General features: G+C 56.6%; 17 protein-coding genes. 12 read left to right on the top strand and 5 right to left on the bottom strand.

Annotated elements, in window-relative coordinates:
- Positions 1-30: 30 nt before the first annotated feature.
- Complete coding sequence (gene yeiP / locus WM95_RS16400; protein ID WP_088544861.1) at positions 31-603, bottom strand: elongation factor P-like protein YeiP; 573 nt, start codon at positions 601-603, stop codon at positions 31-33.
- Positions 604-767: 164 nt separating this feature from the next.
- Here yeiP and WM95_RS16395 point away from each other — a divergent pair, with 164 nt between their 5' ends.
- Positions 768-1,022, top strand: a complete 255-nt coding sequence (locus tag WM95_RS16395; RefSeq protein WP_045908692.1) for a YkgJ family cysteine cluster protein — start codon at positions 768-770, stop codon at positions 1,020-1,022.
- Here WM95_RS16395 and setB read toward each other — a convergent pair.
- Complete coding sequence (setB, locus tag WM95_RS16390; protein WP_063409157.1) at positions 1,019-2,200, bottom strand: sugar efflux transporter SetB; 1,182 nt, start codon at positions 2,198-2,200, stop codon at positions 1,019-1,021. The genes WM95_RS16395 and setB overlap by 4 nt on opposite strands.
- 361 nt (positions 2,201-2,561) lie before the next feature.
- Here setB and fruB point away from each other — a divergent pair, with 361 nt between their 5' ends.
- From fruB to fruA, 3 genes are read left to right on the top strand one after another with little or no spacing between them, the layout of a single operon-like run.
- Entirely contained in the window at positions 2,562-3,692 is a 1,131-nt protein-coding gene (gene fruB, locus WM95_RS16385; protein ID WP_088544860.1) for a fused PTS fructose transporter subunit IIA/HPr protein, read from the top strand.
- A complete protein-coding gene (gene fruK, locus WM95_RS16380) occupies positions 3,692-4,630 on the top strand; it encodes a 1-phosphofructokinase (RefSeq protein ID WP_023312480.1) in 939 nt (312 codons plus the stop codon). The genes fruB and fruK overlap by 1 nt, the downstream gene beginning before the upstream one ends.
- A gap of 16 nt (positions 4,631-4,646) precedes the next feature.
- Complete coding sequence (gene fruA, locus WM95_RS16375; protein ID WP_063409158.1) at positions 4,647-6,332, top strand: PTS fructose transporter subunit IIBC; 1,686 nt, start codon at positions 4,647-4,649, stop codon at positions 6,330-6,332.
- 75 nt (positions 6,333-6,407) lie between these two features.
- On the opposite strand, the gene nfo is transcribed toward fruA, so the two are convergent.
- Together nfo and WM95_RS16365 are read right to left on the bottom strand one after the other, a co-directional pair.
- On the bottom strand, positions 6,408-7,265 hold the full coding sequence (nfo, locus tag WM95_RS16370) for a deoxyribonuclease IV (RefSeq protein WP_063409159.1): 858 nt from the start codon (positions 7,263-7,265) through the stop codon (positions 6,408-6,410).
- A 63-nt stretch (positions 7,266-7,328) separates the two neighbouring features.
- Positions 7,329-8,375 carry a YeiH family protein gene (locus WM95_RS16365; protein ID WP_088544859.1) on the bottom strand — a complete coding sequence of 349 codons (1,047 nt, stop codon included), beginning with the start codon at positions 8,373-8,375 and terminating at the stop codon, positions 7,329-7,331.
- A 97-nt stretch (positions 8,376-8,472) separates the two neighbouring features.
- On the opposite strand from WM95_RS16365, the gene yieE reads away from it, so the two are divergent.
- The 3 genes from yieE (at position 8,473) to cirA (ending at position 13,184) form a co-directional block, all read left to right on the top strand.
- Positions 8,473-9,339, top strand: a complete 867-nt coding sequence (gene yieE / locus WM95_RS16360; protein ID WP_023312476.1) for a DNA-binding transcriptional regulator YeiE — start codon at positions 8,473-8,475, stop codon at positions 9,337-9,339.
- Between the two features lie 180 nt (positions 9,340-9,519).
- Positions 9,520-10,989 carry an amino acid permease gene (locus WM95_RS16350; protein WP_023312475.1) on the top strand — a complete coding sequence of 490 codons (1,470 nt, stop codon included), beginning with the start codon at positions 9,520-9,522 and terminating at the stop codon, positions 10,987-10,989.
- Between the two features lie 224 nt (positions 10,990-11,213).
- Positions 11,214-13,184: a catecholate siderophore receptor CirA gene (cirA, locus tag WM95_RS16340; protein WP_047174134.1), complete on the top strand. Its 1,971-nt coding sequence runs from the start codon at positions 11,214-11,216 to the stop codon at positions 13,182-13,184.
- Positions 13,185-13,295: 111 nt separating this feature from the next.
- Here cirA and fghA read toward each other — a convergent pair whose 3' ends face one another.
- Positions 13,296-14,123: an S-formylglutathione hydrolase gene (gene fghA, locus WM95_RS16335; protein ID WP_063408475.1), complete on the bottom strand. Its 828-nt coding sequence runs from the start codon at positions 14,121-14,123 to the stop codon at positions 13,296-13,298.
- A gap of 138 nt (positions 14,124-14,261) precedes the next feature.
- On the opposite strand from fghA, the gene WM95_RS16330 reads away from it, so the two are divergent.
- The 5 genes from WM95_RS16330 to mglB all read left to right on the top strand — a co-directional run bounded on the left by WM95_RS16330 (position 14,262) and on the right by mglB (position 19,828).
- Entirely contained in the window at positions 14,262-15,410 is a 1,149-nt protein-coding gene (locus WM95_RS16330; RefSeq protein WP_039263162.1) for a YbfB/YjiJ family MFS transporter, read from the top strand.
- 102 nt (positions 15,411-15,512) lie between these two features.
- Complete coding sequence (gene folE, locus WM95_RS16325; protein WP_063408474.1) at positions 15,513-16,181, top strand: GTP cyclohydrolase I FolE; 669 nt, start codon at positions 15,513-15,515, stop codon at positions 16,179-16,181.
- A 19-nt stretch (positions 16,182-16,200) separates the two neighbouring features.
- Positions 16,201-17,358, top strand: coding sequence for a DUF418 domain-containing protein YeiB (gene yeiB / locus WM95_RS16320; RefSeq protein ID WP_063408473.1), 1,158 nt, complete (start codon positions 16,201-16,203; stop codon positions 17,356-17,358).
- A 155-nt stretch (positions 17,359-17,513) separates the two neighbouring features.
- Entirely contained in the window at positions 17,514-18,536 is a 1,023-nt protein-coding gene (gene galS / locus WM95_RS16310) for an HTH-type transcriptional regulator GalS (protein WP_045402849.1), read from the top strand.
- A gap of 293 nt (positions 18,537-18,829) precedes the next feature.
- Entirely contained in the window at positions 18,830-19,828 is a 999-nt protein-coding gene (gene mglB / locus WM95_RS16305; RefSeq protein WP_023312468.1) for a galactose/glucose ABC transporter substrate-binding protein MglB, read from the top strand.
- The last annotated feature ends 5 nt before the right edge of the window (positions 19,829-19,833 follow it).

Below are 19,833 nucleotides of genomic sequence, written 5' to 3'. Positions count from 1 at the left end.
GGCGAAGCCGCCACCCGACAAATGCCGCAATCAGTCGGCGCGGCCCATATAGCGTTTTTCTTCGATATGGATGCGGATCTTCTCGCCAGCGGAGAGGTATTCCGGCACCTGCACAACCAGGCCGGTGGTCAGGGTAGCCGGTTTGTTGCGCGCACTTGCTGATGCGCCTTTGATACCTGGTGCGGTTTCCACGATTTCCAGATCGACGGTCTGAGGCAGCTCCAGCGCCAGCAGCACGCCGTCCCAGGTCAGGACCTGCATGTCAGGCATGCCGCCTTCAGGGATGAACAGCAGCTCTTCTTCAATCTGATCTTTGGTGAAGATGTACGGGGTGTAATCTTCTTTATCCATGAACACGTATTCGTTGCCGTCGATGTAGGAGAAATCAACGTAGCGACGGGTCAGGGTCACGGTATCGACGATATCGTCACCTTTAAAGCGCTCTTCCACCTTCAGGCCGGTACGCACATCGGCGAAACGCATTTTGTACAGCGTTGCTGCACCACGGGCGCTGGGTGCCTGAATATCGATATCTTTCACAATCAGCAGTTTGCCGTTGTAATTCAGCACTATACCTTTCTTTATTTCGTTCGCTCTTGGCATTGCAGTAATCCTGTTTACGGGAGGTAAAAAATATCGCGCCAAATTACTCGCGCGCGGCCTTTCAGGCAAGAGGAATTCGTGGCTTTTGCTATCAATACGCAAAAGGTGTTACTGTGCGCGCGATGCCCGACTGCGCGGGCGATCGTCAGCGAAAGAGAGCATTTATGGATTGCCGTCCCGATTGTGGCGCGTGCTGTACTGCACCGTCCATTTCAAGCCCCATTCCAGGAATGCCGGAGGGCAAGCCTGCCAATACCCGCTGCGTTCAGCTCTCGGAAACGAACCTGTGCATGATCTTTGGCTCACCGCTGCGTCCGAAGGTCTGCTCCGGGCTTCAGCCCACGGCCGAAATGTGTGGCAGCACGCGCGAGCAGGCGATGACGTACCTTCTTGAGCTTGAATCGCTCACCGCACCTTAAACGTCTTTAATCTTCGCCAGACAGCCCATCGTCAGCGTACACATCACCAGCGCAATCCAGAACACCGTGTGATAGTTCCAGATTTCGGCCACAACACCGGCCATTGAGCCGGCAATAATCCAGCCCACGCGGGTGGTATTAGTATAAAGGGTGGTGGCAGAGCCTGCCTGGCCCGGCATCAGGTCCTGGAAATAGAGCATGCCTATCCCGGCGAGAATGCCAATATAGATGGCGTTCAGCAGCTGTAACGCCAGCAATAGCTCATGCGTATGTACCGTTAGCATGCCGAGATAGAACAGCAGACCGGCGACGGCGGCGATGCGCATTAAAAAACGTTTCCCGAAGCGCTTTGCGTAATAGCCTGCGATAAGCATGGTCGGGATCTCAAGCCCGGCCGCGGTGCCCATCATGATGCCCGCCAGCTTCTCCGACAGGTGCAGTTCATTGATAATAAACAGCGGCATATTGATGATATAGAGGCTATTGGTGCCCCACATCAGCGTGCAGATCGCGAACAGGAGCAGGGCATCGCGGCGGTTACGGCGCGGCGCTTCCAGCACGCCCGTTGCTACTTTGGGCTCTTTGCGCATGGACGGCAGGAAGAACCACACCAGCGCGCCGCACGCCACAAACGCGACCGCCGCGCTCAGGTACATCACCGTAAAGCCAAAACCCATCGCCAGCGCGTAAGCCAGCGGCGGGCCAATCACCCACGCCAGCGACACCTGTGCACGCAGGACAGAGCTGAACATCACCGCTTCACGTCCGGTATGGTCGGCGTGTTCGCGGGCAAGCGCGAACAGCTGTGGGTTCGCCGTCGAACCAAAGCTGCTCAGGAATACCCCGACGAAAAGCAGAATGAAGTAGTTGCGGTTCCAGGCAAACAGAACGCAGGCCAAAACCCCCAGCAGGCAGCAGAAAACGATCAGGCTTTTACGATCGCCTTTTCTGTCGGACCGCCCCGCCAGGAACTGACTGACCAGGATGCCGATGATGGCGCTTCCGGTAAAAAAGAAGCCAACCAGCGCCGGACGAACATGAACCTCATTGGTCAAAAATAAGCTCAGCGTCGGCGTCTGTAACGCACCGGCAATGCCCGTGAAGAAGGCAACAATCAGGAAGGCCGCTGAGGTCAAATCAAAGGGCTTCTGCGAGGCAGCCGCAGGGATGTTATGCATGTTTTATAATTAGCGAGTAGCAGAGAGGGGCGGAGTGTACGCCGTCAGCTAAAAAATAAACAGTGGGTGCGGTCAATGATGCCACGAAAAATCAAAATGGCATTTCATCTTGCATTCACATCGGCTGACCTTAGCTGAAACTGACTTGCTGAACTTCAGCAAAATTCAGCTGAACGAAGAAGAAATGTGCTGTATCTCTAAATTCTGCAATCTGAAATACGAGTTTTCTTGCAAGGCATTGCAGAAAGCGCAAGACTTTTTGAAACGTTTCAGCGCTATCTTGTTTTAACAAACGGAGCAGGCTAGCGCATTTTTTCTCATTAAAGCTGAAACGATTCAAGTTCAGCAGGAGTGGAGAACCATGTTCCAGTTATCTGTTCAGGATATCCACCCGGGCGCTCAGGCCGGGGATAAAGAAGAGGCTATTCGCCAGGTTGCCGCTGCGCTTGTGCAGGCGGGTAACGTCGCGGACGGCTATGTAAACGGCATGCTGGCCCGCGAGCAGCAGACCTCAACCTTCCTCGGCAATGGCATTGCCATTCCGCACGGTACAACCGACACCCGCGATCAGGTGCTGAAAACCGGCGTTCAGGTTTATCAATTCCCGCAGGGCGTGCTCTGGGGCGACGGTCAGGTGGCGTATGTGGCTATCGGTATCGCGGCCAGCAGCGACGAACACTTAGGCCTGCTGCGTCAGCTGACGCATGTCCTGAGCGATGACGACGTGGCTGAGCAGCTCAAGTCCGCTACCACAGCTGAAAAGCTGCGCGCCCTGCTGATGGGCGAAAAACAGAGCGAAGCGCTGAAACTGGATAATGAAACGCTGACGCTGGACGTGATTGCCTCCGATCTGGTCACGCTGCAGGCGCTGAACGCGGGTCGTCTGAAAGAAGCCGGCGCGGCGGATGCCACGTTTGTGACGCGCGTAATTAACGATAAGCCGTTGAACCTGGGTCAGGGTATCTGGCTGAACGACAGTGCTGAAGGCAACCTGCGCAGCGCTATCGCCGTGAGCCGCGCGGCCAATGCGTTTGACGTGGAAGGCGAGCGTGCGGCCATGCTGGTGACCGTGGCGATGAACGACGATCAGCCGGTTTCCGTGCTGAAGCGTCTGGGCGATCTGCTGCTGAACAACAAAGCTGAAAAACTGCTGAACGCTGATGCCTCCACCGTGCTGGCACTTCTTACCAGTGATGATGCGCCGACTGAAGACGTGCAGACAGCTGAGTTCGTGGTACGCAACGAGCACGGCCTGCATGCCCGTCCGGGCACCATGCTGGTGAATACCATTAAACAATTCGAGAGTGAGATTACCGTGGCGAATCTTGACGGCACGGGCAAACCGGCCAACGGCCGTAGTCTGATGAAAGTGGTCGCGCTGGGCGTGAAGAAAGGTCACCGTCTGCGTTTCACCGCGCAGGGGGCTGATGCTGAACAGGCGCTGAAAGCGATTGGCGACGCCATCGCGGCGGGTCTGGGGGAGGGCGCATAATGAGCAGACGTGTTGCGACTATTACGCTGAACCCGGCTTATGACCTGGTAGGATTTTGCCCGGAAATTGAGCGCGGCGAAGTCAACCTCGTGCGTACCACTGGCCTGCATGCTGCGGGTAAAGGGATTAACGTCGCGAAAGTGCTCAAGGATCTCGGTATCGACGTCACCGTGGGTGGATTCCTCGGTAAAGATAACCAGGATGGTTTTCAGCAACTGTTCAGCGAGCTGGGCATTGCCAACCGTTTTCAGATTGTTCAGGGCCGTACCCGCATCAACGTCAAGCTGACGGAGAAAGACGGTGAAGTGACCGATCTGAACTTCTCTGGCTTCGAAGTGACGCCGTCTGACTGGGAGCGTTTTGTTAACGACTCTCTGACCTGGCTCGGTCAGTTTGACATGGTCTGCGTCAGCGGCAGCCTGCCGTCCGGCGTCAGCCCGGAAGCGTTTACCGACTGGATGACGCGCCTGCGCAGCCAGTGCCCGTGCATCATTTTTGACAGCAGCCGCGACGCGCTGGTTGCGGGTCTGAAAGCCTCTCCGTGGCTGGTGAAGCCGAATCGCCGCGAGCTGGAGATCTGGGCGGGTCGTAAGCTGCCAGAATTAAAAGATGTGATTGACGCTGCCCATGCGCTGCGCGAGCAGGGTATCGCTCACGTGGTGATCTCTCTTGGTGCAGAAGGCGCGCTGTGGGTTAACGCGTCTGGCGAATGGATCGCCAAACCGCCGTCAATGGAAGTTGTCAGCACCGTTGGCGCAGGGGATTCCATGGTTGGCGGCCTGATTTATGGTCTGCTGATGCGTGAATCCAGTGAACATACTTTACGTCTTGCCACCGCCGTTGCTGCCCTGGCCGTAAGCCAGAGCAATGTCGGCATTACCGATCGTACCCAGTTAGCCGCGATGATGGCGCGCGTTGACTTAAAACCTTTTAACTAACAGCAGGAGAGGAATAATGAAAACGCTGCTGATCATTGACTCCGGTCTCGGACAGGCTCGCGCCTATATGGCGAAGACCTTGCTGGGAGCGGCGGCGAACAAAGCACATCTCGAGATCATTGATAACCCGGGCGATGCAGAACTGGTCATTGTCCTGGGCGATAAGATCCCGGCTGACAGTGCGCTGAACGGCAAAAAAGTGTGGCTGGGCGATATTAATCGCGCGGTGGCACATCCGGAACTGTTCCTGAGCGAAGCGAAAGGGCACGCGTCTGTCTACAGCGCGCCTGTCGCGACGGCACCGGCTGCGGCCACGGGTCCGAAACGCGTTGTTGCGGTGACGGCCTGCCCGACGGGCGTGGCTCACACCTTTATGGCGGCTGAAGCCATTGAAACCGAAGCGAAAAAACGCGGCTGGTGGGTAAAAGTTGAAACGCGCGGCTCCGTCGGCGCCGGCAACGCTATCACCCCTGAAGAAGTGGCTGAAGCCGATCTGGTTATCGTGGCGGCGGATATCGAAGTGGACCTGGCAAAATTTGCCGGTAAGCCAATGTACCGCACGTCTACCGGCCTGGCGCTGAAAAAGACCGCGCAGGAGTTTGATAAAGCGCTGGTGGAAGCGAAGCCGTATCAGGCAACCGGCGCGCGTCAAACCGCGACGGAAGGTAAGAAAGAGTCTGCAGGCGCCTATCGCCATCTGTTGACCGGTGTGTCTTACATGCTGCCGATGGTGGTTGCGGGTGGTCTGTGTATCGCCCTTTCGTTCGCATTTGGTATTACCGCGTTTAAAGAGCAAGGCACGCTGGCCGCTGCGTTAATGCAGATTGGCGGCGGCTCCGCGTTCGCATTGATGGTACCGGTACTGGCAGGCTTTATTGCCTTCTCCATTGCTGACCGTCCTGGCCTGACGCCGGGCCTTATCGGCGGTATGCTGGCCGTGAGCACCGGTTCTGGCTTTATCGGCGGTATTATCGCGGGCTTCCTGGCCGGTTACGTCGCGAAGCTCATCAGCTCGAAGCTCAAGCTGCCTCAGAGTATGGAAGCGCTGAAACCTATTCTGATTATCCCGCTGATTTCCAGCCTGGTGGTCGGTCTGGCGATGATTTACCTGATTGGTAAGCCGGTTGCGGGCATTCTGGCGGGTCTGACCCACTGGCTGCAAACCATGGGTACCGCGAACGCGGTTCTGCTGGGTGCAATCCTCGGCGGCATGATGTGTACCGACATGGGTGGTCCGGTGAACAAAGCGGCGTACGCCTTTGGTGTTGGCCTGCTGAGTACCCAGACCTACGCGCCAATGGCAGCCATCATGGCGGCAGGTATGGTGCCTCCTCTGGCGCTCGGCCTGGCGACGATTATTGCCCGTCGTAAGTTCGATAAAGCGCAGCAGGAAGGCGGCAAAGCGGCGCTGGTTCTGGGCTTGTGCTTCATTACCGAAGGGGCGATTCCATTCGCGGCTCGTGACCCAATGCGTGTACTGCCGTGCTGTATCGTGGGTGGTGCAGTGACCGGGGCAATCTCCATGGCGATTGGCGCGAAGCTGATGGCACCACACGGCGGTCTGTTTGTCCTGCTGATCCCGGGCGCGATCACGCCGGTACTCGGCTATCTGCTGGCCATCGTTGCCGGTACGCTGGTGGCGGGTCTGTCATACGCAGTACTGAAACGTCCGGAAGCGGAAGTTGTGGCGAAAGCAGCGTAAACAAGGTGTCGGGTGGCGGCTTCGCCTTACCCGACCTACAAAAAAAGCCGGGTTGCATTATGCACCCGGCTTTTTTTATGCCGCCTGTTCAGCGGTTTGCTGTGCCTTCAGCCAGGCTATCTCTTCTGCCCAGATATCCGGATTGATGGTTTCCAGCACCATCGGAATACCGTCGAAGCGGGCGTCCTGCATAATAAACCGAAACGCATCGTGGCCGATGTTGCCTTCGCCCAGGCTGTGGTGGCGGTCAACGCGGCTGCCGAACGCGCTTTTCGCATCGTTCAGGTGCATTCCGCGCAGGTACTGAAAGCCCACTATGCGCTCGAACTCATCGAACGTGTTTTTCGTTGCTTCGGTGGTGCGCAGGTCATATCCGGCGGCAAACGCGTGGCAGGTATCAATGCATACGCCAACGCGGGATTTATCCTCCACGCCGTCGATGATCGCCGCCAGATGTTCAAACCTAAAGCCGAGGTTGCTGCCCTGACCGGCGGTGTTTTCTATTACCGCGGTGACGCCTTTGGTCTTGTCCAGCGTGATGTTGATGGATTCGGCAATGCGAGCCAGGCAGGCATCTTCATCGATTTGCATCAGATGGCTGCCCGGATGGAAGTTCAGCAGCGTCAGCCCCAGCTGTTCGCAGCGCTGTACTTCATCAAGAAACGCCTCGCGGGATTTTTCCAGCGCCTCTTCAACCGGGTGACCGAGGTTGATCAGGTAGCTGTCGTGGGGAAGGATCTGGCCTGGCCCATAGTGATACTTCTCACAGGCGGCTTTAAAATCATCAATCACGTCAGCGGTGAGCGGCGCGGCGCGCCACTGGCGCTGGTTTTTGGTGAACAGGGCGAAAGCGGTCGCCTCGATTTCGGCGGCGCGAATGGCGGCATTCGCAAGGCCGCCTGCAGCGCTGACGTGCGCTCCAACATATTTCATAAAAAACTCCTGCTAACCCGAAACGCTTATGATAGCGGGTTAGCAGGAGAAGGACGAGATGGTTTATGCCATCAGGCTATGGACCGCGAGGTTAATCGCGCCGCCGCCGACAATCAGCCAGATGAAGAGTACCAGCGCCATCAGCAGCGGCTTCGCACCGGCTTTTTTCAGCGCGCTGACGTGTGTAGTCACCCCCAGGGCCGCCATGGCCATCGCCAGCAGTACGGTATCCAGCGTCACCAGCATATCCACTACCGATTTGGGCAGCAGGTGGAAGGAGTTAAAGATAGCGACCACGATAAACAGGATCGCAAACCATGGAATGGTGATTTTACTTTTCTGATTACTGTCCGCCGGTGCAAGCTGTTTAACCCGCGCAGCAAGGAAAATCAGGAACGGCGCCAGCATCATCACGCGCAGCATTTTGGCAATCACCGCCGCGTTTTCGGCTTCAGGGTTAATGGCATGTCCTGCCGCCACCACCTGGGCCACTTCGTGCATGGTCGAACCGATATAGATGCCGTAGGTTTCCGGGCTAAACCAGTGGGCAACCAGCGGATACATGGCCGGGTAGAGGAAGATCGCCAGCGTACCGAAGATCACCACCGTTGCCACCGCCACGGTTACCTTGCTGGCTTCGGCTTTAACGACGGGCTCTGTTGCCAGCACCGCCGCGGCCCCACAGATACTGCTCCCGGCACCGATCAGCCAGCTGGTTTGCTTATCCAGGCCAAAGACTTTCTGGCCGATAAAGCAGGCCAGCAAAAAGGTGCTGGTCAGGGTCAGGACGTCGATAGCGATTCCGCTCACGCCCACGTCCGCAATCTGCGAAAAGGTGAGACGGAAGCCGTAAAGGATGATCCCGAGACGCAGCAGGTGCTGTTTGGCAAAGATCACGCCGCCGTCGCAGGATTTCCAGATGTGTGGGTAAACGGTATTTCCCACGACCATGCCCAGCAAAATAGCCAGCGTCAACGCGCTAAAACCTGCGCCTGCGATAGCCGGGATGCTGCCGCCCCATAATGCTACGGTGGTCACTGCTGCGCTAAGCGCGAGGCCCGGCACGAAGTGCCACACTGTACGATGATGTTGTAGGGTGATTTCTGACATAACCTTCTCCTTTGTCTGGCTAAAGGTTACGGCGCTCTGGCTTAAAAATAAAATTGATTATATACTTATAATCAATCTATATAAGTGGTAAGCAACCATGCACATTACATTGCGTCAGCTGGAAGTGTTTGCCGAGGTGCTGAAAAGCGGCTCGACGACCCAGGCGTCACAAATGCTGGCGCTCTCGCAGTCTGCGGTCAGCGCGGCGTTGACCGATCTTGAAGGACAGCTGGGCGTGCAGCTGTTCGACAGGGTAGGGAAGCGTCTGGTAGTCAACGAGCACGGTCGTCTTCTTTATCCACGCGCGCTGGCGCTGCTGGAGCAGGCTATCGAAATCGAACAGCTGTTCCGCGAAGACAACGGCGCGATCCGCGTCTATGCCAGCAGCACCATTGGGAACTACATCCTGCCGGAAGTGATTGCCCGCTACCGCCGGGATTTCCCGACCCTGCCGCTGGAGATGAGCGTGGGCAATAGTCAGGACGTTATCAACGCGGTGATCGATTTCCGGGTGGATATCGGCCTCATCGAAGGGCCCTGCCATAACGTCGATATCATTGCCGAGCCCTGGCTGGAGGATGAGCTGGTGGTGTTTGCGTCCCCGGCCTCATCGTTATTGCAGGGCGAGGTGACGCTGGAGCGCCTGGCGCAGGCGCAGTGGATCCTGCGCGAGCAGGGCTCCGGCACGCGTGAAATTGTCGATTATCTGCTGCTTTCCCATCTGCCGCATTTCCAGCTAGGGATGGAGCTGGGGAACTCTGAGGCCATCAAGCACGCGGTGCGTCACGGCCTGGGGATCAGCTGTCTTTCCCGGCGCGTCATTGCCGAACAGCTTGAGACGGGGTCGCTGGTTGAAATCCCGGTTCCGTTGCCGAAACTGGTGCGCACGCTATGGTGCATCCATCATCGTCAGAAACACCTTTCCAGCTCTCTGCAGCGTTTTCTGCGCTACTGCGCCATTTAACGTTCCCCGGTGGCGCTTCGCTTACCGGGGCTACGCGCGCCTGTCACCCCACATTTTTATGCTTTACTTATAATCCTGGCCGAGTCATGAAGCTCTCTTATAACTGAGTATTTCTGCCGGAAGGAACGCGGATCGTCTGCTACAATCGCGCCTCATTTATTAAATGGACAGCATTTTCATATGGTTTCAGAAATTAAAACCACAGAAGCGCCCACGCTACGTCGTGAACTCAAGGCGCGTCACCTGACGATGATCGCCATTGGCGGCTCAATCGGTACAGGTCTTTTCGTTGCCTCTGGCGCAACGATTTCGGCAGCAGGCCCGGGGGGGGCGCTCTTCTCTTATATCCTGATTGGCTTGATGGTGTACTTCCTGATGACCAGTCTCGGCGAACTGGCCGCGTACATGCCGGTATCCGGTTCGTTCTCGACCTACGGTCAAAAATACGTTGAAGAAGGCTTCGGCTTCGCGCTGGGCTGGAACTACTGGTACAACTGGGCGGTCACCATCGCCGTTGACCTTGTCGCCGCACAGCTGGTGATGAACTGGTGGTTCCCGGATACGCCGGGCTGGATCTGGAGCGCCCTGTTCCTGGCCGTCATCTTCCTGCTGAACTACATCTCCGTGCGCGGTTTCGGCGAGGCGGAATACTGGTTCTCTTTGATCAAAGTGGCAACCGTCATCATCTTTATCGTCGTCGGTGTGGCGATGATCGTTGGTATTTTCAAAGGTGCAGAACCTGCGGGCTGGAGTAACTGGGCGATAGGCGATGCGCCGTTTGCCGGTGGCCTTTCGGCGATGATTGGCGTGGCGATGATTGTCGGCTTCTCCTTCCAGGGGACTGAGCTGATTGGTATCGCCGCCGGTGAGTCAGAGAACCCGGAGAAAAATATTCCGCGTGCGGTCCGTCAGGTATTCTGGCGTATCCTGCTGTTCTATGTGTTCGCGATCCTGATTATCAGCCTGATCATCCCGTACACCGATCCAAGCCTGCTGCGTAATGACGTAAAAGACATTAGCGTCAGCCCGTTCACGCTGGTCTTCCAGCACGCCGGTCTGCTTTCAGCTGCGGCAGTGATGAACGCCGTTATCCTGACCGCTGTGCTTTCAGCCGGTAACTCCGGGATGTACGCGTCCACCCGTATGCTCTACACGCTGGCATGCGACGGTAAAGCCCCGCGTATCTTCGCGAAGCTGTCCCGTGGCGGCGTACCGCGTAACGCGCTGTATGCCACAACGGTGATTGCCGGTCTGTGCTTCCTGACCTCTATGTTTGGCAACCAGACGGTGTACCTGTGGCTGCTTAACACGTCCGGGATGACGGGCTTTATTGCCTGGCTGGGGATTGCTATTAGCCACTACCGTTTCCGCCGCGGCTTCGTCAAGCAGGGTCACGATGTTAACTCGCTGCCGTATCGCTCCGGCTTCTTCCCGCTGGGTCCTATTTTCGCCTTCATTCTGTGCCTGATCATTACGCTGGGACAGAACTATGAAGCGTTCCTGGCGGACACCATTGACTGGGGCGCCGTGACGGCGACCTACATTGGTATTCCGCTTTTCCTCGTCATCTGGTTTGGCTACAAGCTGACGAAAGGAACAAAATTCGTTCGCTACAGTGAAATGGAATTCCCGGAACGATTTAAACAATAATCGCACTTCCTCTCTTTTAACCCGCTCATTCGAGCGGGTTTTTTTATGCCCGCATCCTGAAACAAAGTTATATTTCTTAACAATTTAATTGATAATAATTATCGTTTGCTTTATCGTTATCAAAAATAAGCGTGTCACTGACCCACCGCAGACGTGGGCGGAAAGGAAGACGCTGTGAGCAATGATGATTTGATTTAGTTGTATTTACCTCATGGAGATATGGAATGTTTAGGTTGAATCCCTTCGTCAGGGGAGGACTTTGTGCGTCCGCAATGTCCCTGGCCCTGCCTGTTATCGCAGCGGAATCCGGCGACACAATGGTTGTAACGGCCTCCGCGACCGAGCAAAACCTGAAAGACGCGCCGGCAAGCATCAGCGTAATTACCCAGGAAGATTTGCAGCGCAAACCCGTTCAGAATCTGAAAGATGTGTTACGGGAGGTGCCGGGCGTTCAGCTCACGAGCGAAGGGGACAACCGTAAAGGGGTAAGTATTCGTGGACTGGACAGCAGCTATACGCTGATCCTGATCGACGGCAAGCGCGTTAACTCGCGTAACGCGGTATTCCGCCATAATGATTTCGACCTCAACTGGGTGCCGGTTGACGCCATCGAACGCATCGAAGTGGTGCGCGGACCGATGTCTTCTCTGTACGGTTCCGATGCGCTGGGCGGGGTGGTGAACATTATCACCAAAAAAATCGGCCAGAAATGGACGGGCACCCTGAGCGCCGATTCCACGATTCAGGAACACCGCGACCGTGGAGACACGTACAACGGCCAGTTCTATACCAGCGGTCCGCTGGTTGACGGCCTGCTGGGGCTGAAAGCCTACGGTAGCCTCGCGAAGCGTGAGAAAGACGGTCAGCAGAAGTCCTCCACCACGGCGAGCGGTGAAACGCCGCGCATTGAAGGCTTCACCAGCCGCGATGCGAATGTGGAGTTCGCCTGGACACCGTCTGAAAATCACGACTTTACGGCGGGCTACGGTTTCGACCGTCAGGATCGCGACTCGGATTCCCTCGACAAAAACCGCCTTGAGCGTCAGAACTACTCTCTCAGCCACAACGGTCGTTGGGGCGTCGGCAACAGCGAGCTGAAGGTTTACGGCGAAAAGGTGGATAACAAAAACCCCGGCAACAGCAATCCTATAACCTCCGAGAGCAACGCGGTGGACGGAAAATACGTGCTGCCGCTGGGCGAAATCAACCAGCTGATGACCTTCGGCGGCGAATGGCGTCACGATAAGCTGAAGGATCCTGTCAACCTGACGGGCGGTTCCAGCAGCAGTACGTCGACAAGCCAGTATGCCCTGTTCCTTGAAGATGAGTGGCGTATCTTTGAACCTCTGGCGCTGACCACCGGCATCCGTATGGATGACCATGATACCTACGGCGATCACTGGAGCCCGCGCGCCTATCTGGTTTACAACGCGACCGATACCGTAACGGTGAAAGGGGGCTGGGCCACCGCGTTTAAAGCGCCGTCGCTGCTCCAGCTTAGCCCGGACTGGGTCACCGGCTCGTGTCGCGGTGCCTGTGAGATAGTCGGTAACCCGGATCTGAAACCGGAAACCAGCGAGAGCTTCGAATTCGGACTGTACTATAGCGGGGAAGAGGGCTGGTTAGAGGGCGTGCAGGCCAGCGTCACCACCTTCCAGAATAACGTGGATGACCGCATCAGCATCAGCCGTACGGCCAATGCAAAACAGGCCCAGGGCTACCCTAACTACGTTGGACTGAATGCGGACGGAGAACCAATTTTCCGCTACTACAACGTTAACAAGGCGCGCATCCGCGGGGTGGAAACCGAGCTGAAATTCCCGCTGGCGGACGACTGGAAACTGACCCTTAACTATACCTATAACGACGGTCGTGATATCAGCAACGGCGGCAACAAGCCGTTGTCGGATCTGCCGTTCCACACCGCCAACGGTACCGTTGACTGGAAGGCAACGCAGGACTGGTCGTTCTACGTTCAGGGCAACTACACCGGTGAGAAACGCGCGCTGACCAGCAGTGCACCAACGCCGGGTGGCTATGTCATCTGGAATACCGGCGCCGCGTGGCAGGCGACGAAAAGCGTGAAGCTGCGTGCGGGCGTGCAGAACCTGCTGGATAAAGATCTGAGCCGCGACGATTACAGCTATACGGAAGACGGCCGTCGCTACTTTGTGGGCGTGGATTATAAGTTCTGATGCGGCCAGGGTAAAAGCAAAACGGCAACGTAAGTTGCCGTTTTTAGTGTTTGTTCCCTCTCCCTTTGGGAGAGGGTCAGGGTGAGGGCATCAGAGCGCACGCAGCCGCATTTACCCAAACAAATGCTCCGCATGAAAGCGGAGATGATCCTCAATAAAGGATGCGATGAAGTAATAGCTGTGGTCATACCCCGGCTGAATGCGCAGCGTCAGCGGCCAGTCCTTCTGGCGTGCCGCTTCTGCCAGCACCGCAGGCTGCAGCTGTCCGGCGAGGAACTGGTCCGCATCGCCCTGATCGATAAGCATCGGGATCGCATTTGCCGAACTGCTGGCCAACATCAGCGCACAGCTGTCCCATTCCTGCCATTTTGCTTCATCTTCACCCAGATAGTTCGTGAAGGCTTTTTGCCCCCACGACACCTGCGTTGGGTTCACAATTGGCGAAAATGCCGACACGCTGACGTATTTTCCCGGATTTTTTAACGCCATGATCAGCGCCCCGTGACCGCCCATAGAATGTCCGCTGATGGCACAGCGGTCGCTTACCGCAAACCCGGACTGAATCAGCGCGGGCAGCTCGTCGCGAATGTAGTCATACATGCGGTAATGGTGCGCCCAGGGCTGCTCGGTCGCATTGAGATAAAACCCGGCGCCTTTACCCAGGTCGTATCCTGCATCGTCGGCTACATCATCGCCACGCGGGCTGGTATCAGGCATCACCAGCGCAATACCCAGCTCGGCGGCAATACGCTGCGCGCCCGCTTTGGTGGTGAAGTTTTCGTCGTTGCAGGTCAGGCCTGAAAGCCAGAACAGAACCGGCGGATTTTCCGTCGGCGGCAGGAAAATGCTGAACGTCATCGCACAGTTCAGGACGGTGGAGTCATGCCGCCAGCGCTGCTGTCGACCTTCAAAACAACGGTGCTCTTCGAGCAGTTCCATGCAGGGCTCCTTAATGAGAATGCGTATTCATAAAAACCATAATACAGCCTTTTCATTGACCTGTGAGCAACTTTCACTTTCGCCTGACGCCCAGATACTGCATCATAAATTTACTTTTCTTTAACAATTGGAGCGGTCATGGCGCTGCGTATTGCGCTTAGTGGGTTTGTCGTTCTGGTGGTGGCGATGGGGATAGGGCGCTTTGCCTTTACGCCTCAGGTACCGCTCATGATTGCTGCCGGACAGCTTACGCTGACCAGCGCGGGTCTGGTGGCGGCGATGAACTATCTGGGCTATCTGGTGGGGGCGTGGGATGCGATGCGCGCGCACCGCTTTGTGGAAACGCGCCTCTGGCTTGGCATCACCGGCGCGGTTGCGCTGACGCTGCTCTCCGCGGCGGCGGATAACGCCGTTGTGCACGGCCTGCTGCGCTTCGTGATTGGCTGCATGAGCGGCTGGTCGATGGTACTCATTGCCGCCTGGACCAACGAGCGGCTGGGGCAGCTGGGTAAACCGGGCCTGAGCGCCGCCGTGTTTGCCGGACCGGGAGCAGGCATTGCTCTGAGCGGGCTTCTCGCCGTCTATATCCAGGCGAAATCCCTGTCGGCCGGGGCGGCATGGCAAATCTACGGCGTGCTGGCGCTGGTGCTGATTGCGCTGGTGGCGCGCTACCTGCCGCGATCCGGGCAGCTCCATCGCCCCGGCACCGCGCCGGAGCCGCTGGTGCTGACGGCGGATTTAAAGCGCCTGGTCTGGAGCTACAGCCTGGCCGGGTTTGGCTATATCCTCCCGGCGACATTCCTGTCACAAATGGCGGCGGTGCGTTTTCCCGGCAGCCTGTTTGCCCAGTTTGTCTGGCCGATTTTTGGTATCGCCGCCGTGGTGGGCATTGCGCTCAGCATTCTTCTACGCCACACCTCAACGGCTAACCGCAGGCTGGCTATCGTGCTGTGGTTACAGGGGGCTGGCGTGCTGGCGGCCTGGCTGCTGCCGGGGATTGGCGGTTTGCTGACGGGCGGGCTGCTGGTGGGCGGCGGTTTTTTGTGTGCCGTGCAGCTCTCTCTTTTATACGGCCGCGAGCTGGCGCCAAACCATACGCGCTATATGGCAGGCCTGCTCACCACCGGGTATGCGATTGGTCAATTGATTGGCCCGATGACCTCGGCGTTATCAACCTGGCTTACCCACCGGCTGGAGCCCGCGCTGGGGCTGGCAGGTGTTGCGCTGTTCGTCGGCGGAGCGCTGGTCTGGAATCGTCACGCTGAAAGGCAACAGCAATTGCAATAATTATCGTCGTGAATACTGGATTATGTGCGCCGCCTCACGCACAATGAGCGCATACTTTTGCCACAACGAGGGCAAAAGACGCCACACCTGCAGGAGAACAAAATGTCATCACTCAGTAAAGAAGCTGCCCTGGTCCACGAAGCCCTGGTTGCGCGCGGTCTTGAAACGCCACTGCGTCCGCCCGTACAGGATTTGGACAATGAAACCCGCAAGCGTCTGATTGCCGATCATATGACCGAGATCATGGAGCTGCTGAATCTCGATCTGAGTGACGACAGTCTGATGGAGACGCCGCACCGCATCGCGAAAATGTACGTCGACGAAATTTTCTCCGGGCTGGATTACGCCAACTTCCCGAAAATCACCGTCATTGAAAACAAGATGAAAGTGGACGAGATGGTGACGGTACGCGATATCACGCTGACCAGCACCTGCGAACACCACTTCGTGACCATCGACGGTAAAGCGACCGTGGCGTATATCCCAAAAGATACGGTGATTGGCCTGTCGAAGATCAACCGCATCGTGCAGTTCTTTGCCCAGCGTCCGCAGGTGCAGGAGCGTCTGACGCAGCAGATCCTGACCGCGCTGCAAACGCTGCTGGGCACCAATAACGTGGCCGTTTCTATCGATGCGGTTCACTACTGCGTGAAGGCGCGCGGCGTGCGTGATGCGACCAGTGCAACGACCACGACGTCGCTGGGCGGCCTGTTTAAATCTAGCCAGAATACCCGCCAGGAGTTCCTGCGCGCCGTACGTCACCACAACTAAGTCTTACAGGGCAGGAACCATGGAGCGAAACGTCACGCTCGATTTTGTTCGCGGCGTCGCCATTCTCGGTATCCTGCTGCTTAATATCAGCGCCTTCGGCCTGCCGAAGGCGGCTTACCTCAATCCTGCCTGGTATGGCGACATCACGCGCAGCGATGCCTGGACCTGGGCTGTCCTCGATCTCTTCGCGCAGGTTAAATTCCTCACGCTGTTTGCCCTGCTGTTTGGTGCAGGTCTGCAACTCCTCCTCAAACGCGGTACGCGCTGGATCCAGTCGCGCCTGACGCTGCTGGTTCTCCTCGGCTTTATCCACGGCCTGTTCTTTTGGGACGGCGATATTCTTCTCGCGTATGGGTTAGTCGGGCTCATCTGCTGGCGTCTGATTCGCGATGCGCACAGCGTAAAAAGCCTGTTTAACACCGGCGTGATGCTCTACGTCATGGGGCTTGGGGTCCTGCTGCTGCTGGGGACGATCTCCGGCGAAGCGACGAACCGTTCCTGGATCCCGGATGCCGCTAACCTGCAGTACGAACAGTACTGGAAGCTGAAGGGCGGTACGGAAGCGATAAGCAACCGCGCGGATATGCTGGGGGATAACCTCCTTGCGCTGGGGGCGCAATACGGCTGGCAGCTGGCGGGCATGATGCTGATGGGCGCGTCACTGATGCGCACCGGCTGGCTGAAAGGGGAGTTCAGCCTGCGTCACTATCGGCGAACGGGTGTCGGGCTGGTGCTGATCGGCGTGCTGATTAACCTCCCGGCGATAATCACGCAGTGGCACATCCACTGGGATTACCGCTGGTGCGCGTTCCTGCTCCAGGTGCCGCGCGAACTGAGCGCGCCGTTCCAGACCATCGGCTACGCGGCGCTGATCTATGGCTTCTGGCCAACGCTTTCCCGCCTGTGGATCGTCAGCGCTATTGCCTGCGTGGGCCGCATGGCGTTGAGCAATTACCTCCTGCAAACGCTTCTCTGCACCACGCTTTTCTATCGATTTGGCCTGTTTATGAAATTCGACCGCCTCACGCTGCTGGCGTTTGTTATTCCGGTCTGGGTGATTAACCTGGCGTTTTCTGTTCTCTGGCTACGCTATTTCCGCCAGGGACCGCTGGAGTGGGTGTGGCGTCAGTTAACCGCACATGCTTCAGGGGTATCATTGAGGAACATATCCAGATAACGATCTGGATCACAATCATTAACAAAACGGATGTAAGCGTTTTCATGAGTGTGAGCTTCTTCACGTAGTCCCCTCTCTCTCGCTGCCAAAATAGCCACCTTGCTAAACACAGGGGGTGTCTGTGAGTTGCTGCAATCCTTTGAAGGATGGTGAATATGATCACCATTCGTGACGTCGCCCGTCAGGCGGGCGTTTCTGTGGCTACCGTCTCACGCGTGCTGAACAATAGCGCGCTGGTCAGCCCTGAAACCCGTGAAATCGTAATGAAAGCCGTGACCCAGCTCGGGTACCGGCCAAATGCCAATGCCCAGGCGCTTGCGACGCAGGTCAGCGACACCATCGGCGTGGTGGTGATGGATGTATCAGACGCTTTTTTCGGCGCGCTGGTCAAAGCGGTCGACGTGGTCGCCCAGCAGCATCAGAAATATGTCCTGATCGGCAATAGCTATCATGAGGCGGAAAAGGAGCGACATGCCATTGAAGTGCTGATCCGCCAGCGCTGTAACGCCTTGATTGTCCACTCAAAAGCTTTGAGCGATGAAGAGCTAACCGGCTTTATGGATCAGATCCCGGGCATGGTGCTGATCAACCGCATCGTCCCCGGCTATGCCCACCGCTGCGTCGGGCTGGATAACGTCAGCGGCGCCATGATGGCGACGAAAATGCTCATCAACAACGGGCATCAGCGGATCGGTTATCTGGCCTCCAGCCATCATATTGAAGATGACGACCTGCGGCGCGAGGGGTGGCAAAACGCCCTGAAAGAGCACGGCATTACGCCGTCAGAAAGCTGGACGGGCACCGGTACGCCGGACATGCAGGGCGGCGAGGCGGCAATGGTGGAGCTGCTGGGCCGCAATCTGCAGCTTACTGCGGTGTTTGCCTATAACGACAGCATGGCGGCAGGCGCCCTGGCGGCGCTGAAAGATAACGGCATTGCGGTGCCACAGCATTTATCACTCATTGGTTTTGATGATATTCCGATTGCCCGTTACACCGACCCGCAGCTGACAACGGTGCGTTACCCCATTGCCTCTATGGCGAAACTGGCGACTGAGCTGGCGTTACAGGGGGCGGCAGGGCTGCTGGATCCGGGCGCAACGCACTGTTTCATGCCGACTTTAGTGCGTCGGCACTCCGTCGCGGCCCGGCAAATTGTGGTTCCGATCACTAACTGATTACATGAGCTGATGTAACCGTTTTCAATCTGTGAGTAAATTCACAGTATCTTAACAAGGCGCTGACTATGATGTCAGCGTTTTAGGGGCTGAAACGCTATGTAACGGTGATTATTCACTTTCACTATAGCGAATGTGCCGCAAACAACGAATAAAACGCATTTCTGGAGCGTTACCGAACACGGAAGATAGAAATTTTATAAGTGAACTTCGGCTGTCAGTAACGTTTTATTAACACCTGCCCGCCGATCGTTATTCACAAGAACTACCCTGCATAAAAAACCGGAGATACCATGAATAAGAAGGTGTTGACCCTGTCTGCCGTAATGGCAAGCATGCTTTTTGGTGCAGCAGCGCACGCTGCGGATACCCGTATTGGTGTGACCATCTATAAATACGACGACAACTTCATGTCTGTTGTGCGTAAAGCGATTGAGAAAGATGCGAAAGCAGCGCCAGACGTTCAGCTGCTGATGAACGACTCCCAGAACGACCAGTCCAAACAGAACGACCAGATCGACGTTCTGCTGGCGAAAGGCGTGAAAGCCCTGGCCATCAACCTGGTTGACCCGGCTGCAGCAGGCACGGTTATTGAAAAAGCGCGCGGCCAGAACGTGCCAATCGTCTTCTTCAACAAAGAACCTTCCCGTAAAGCGCTGGATAGCTACGACAAAGCGTATTACGTCGGTACCGACTCCAAAGAGTCCGGTATTATTCAGGGCGATCTGATCGCGAAACACTGGGCGGCGAACCCGAACTGGGACCTGAATAAAGACGGTCAGATTCAGTTCGTGCTGCTGAAAGGCGAACCAGGCCACCCGGATGCTGAAGCCCGTACCACTTACGTTATCAAAGAGCTGAACGACAAGGGTCTGAAAACCCAGCAGCTGGCGTTAGATACCGCGATGTGGGATACCGCTCAGGCGAAAGATAAGATGGACGCGTGGCTGTCCGGCCCTAACGCGAACAAAATCGAAGTGGTTATCGCGAACAACGATGCGATGGCAATGGGTGCGGTAGAAGCGCTGAAAGCACACAACAAATCCTCCATCCCGGTATTCGGCGTAGATGCACTGCCAGAAGCGCTGGCGCTGGTTAAATCCGGTGCGATGGCCGGTACCGTTCTGAACGATGCCAACAACCAGGCGAAAGCGACCTTCGATCTGGCGAAAAACCTGGCCGATGGCAAAGGCGCGGCTGATGGCACCAGCTGGAAAATTGAAAACAAAATCGTTCGCGTACCTTACGTGGGCGTAGACCAGTCCAACCTGGCTGAGTTTATCGGTAAATAAGTTAG

This window comes from Enterobacter cloacae complex sp. ECNIH7, from assembly GCF_002208095.1.
In the GTDB taxonomy this organism is placed as follows: domain Bacteria; phylum Pseudomonadota; class Gammaproteobacteria; order Enterobacterales; family Enterobacteriaceae; genus Enterobacter; species Enterobacter cloacae_M.
This window is presented reverse-complemented; position numbering and strand designations above follow the sequence as displayed.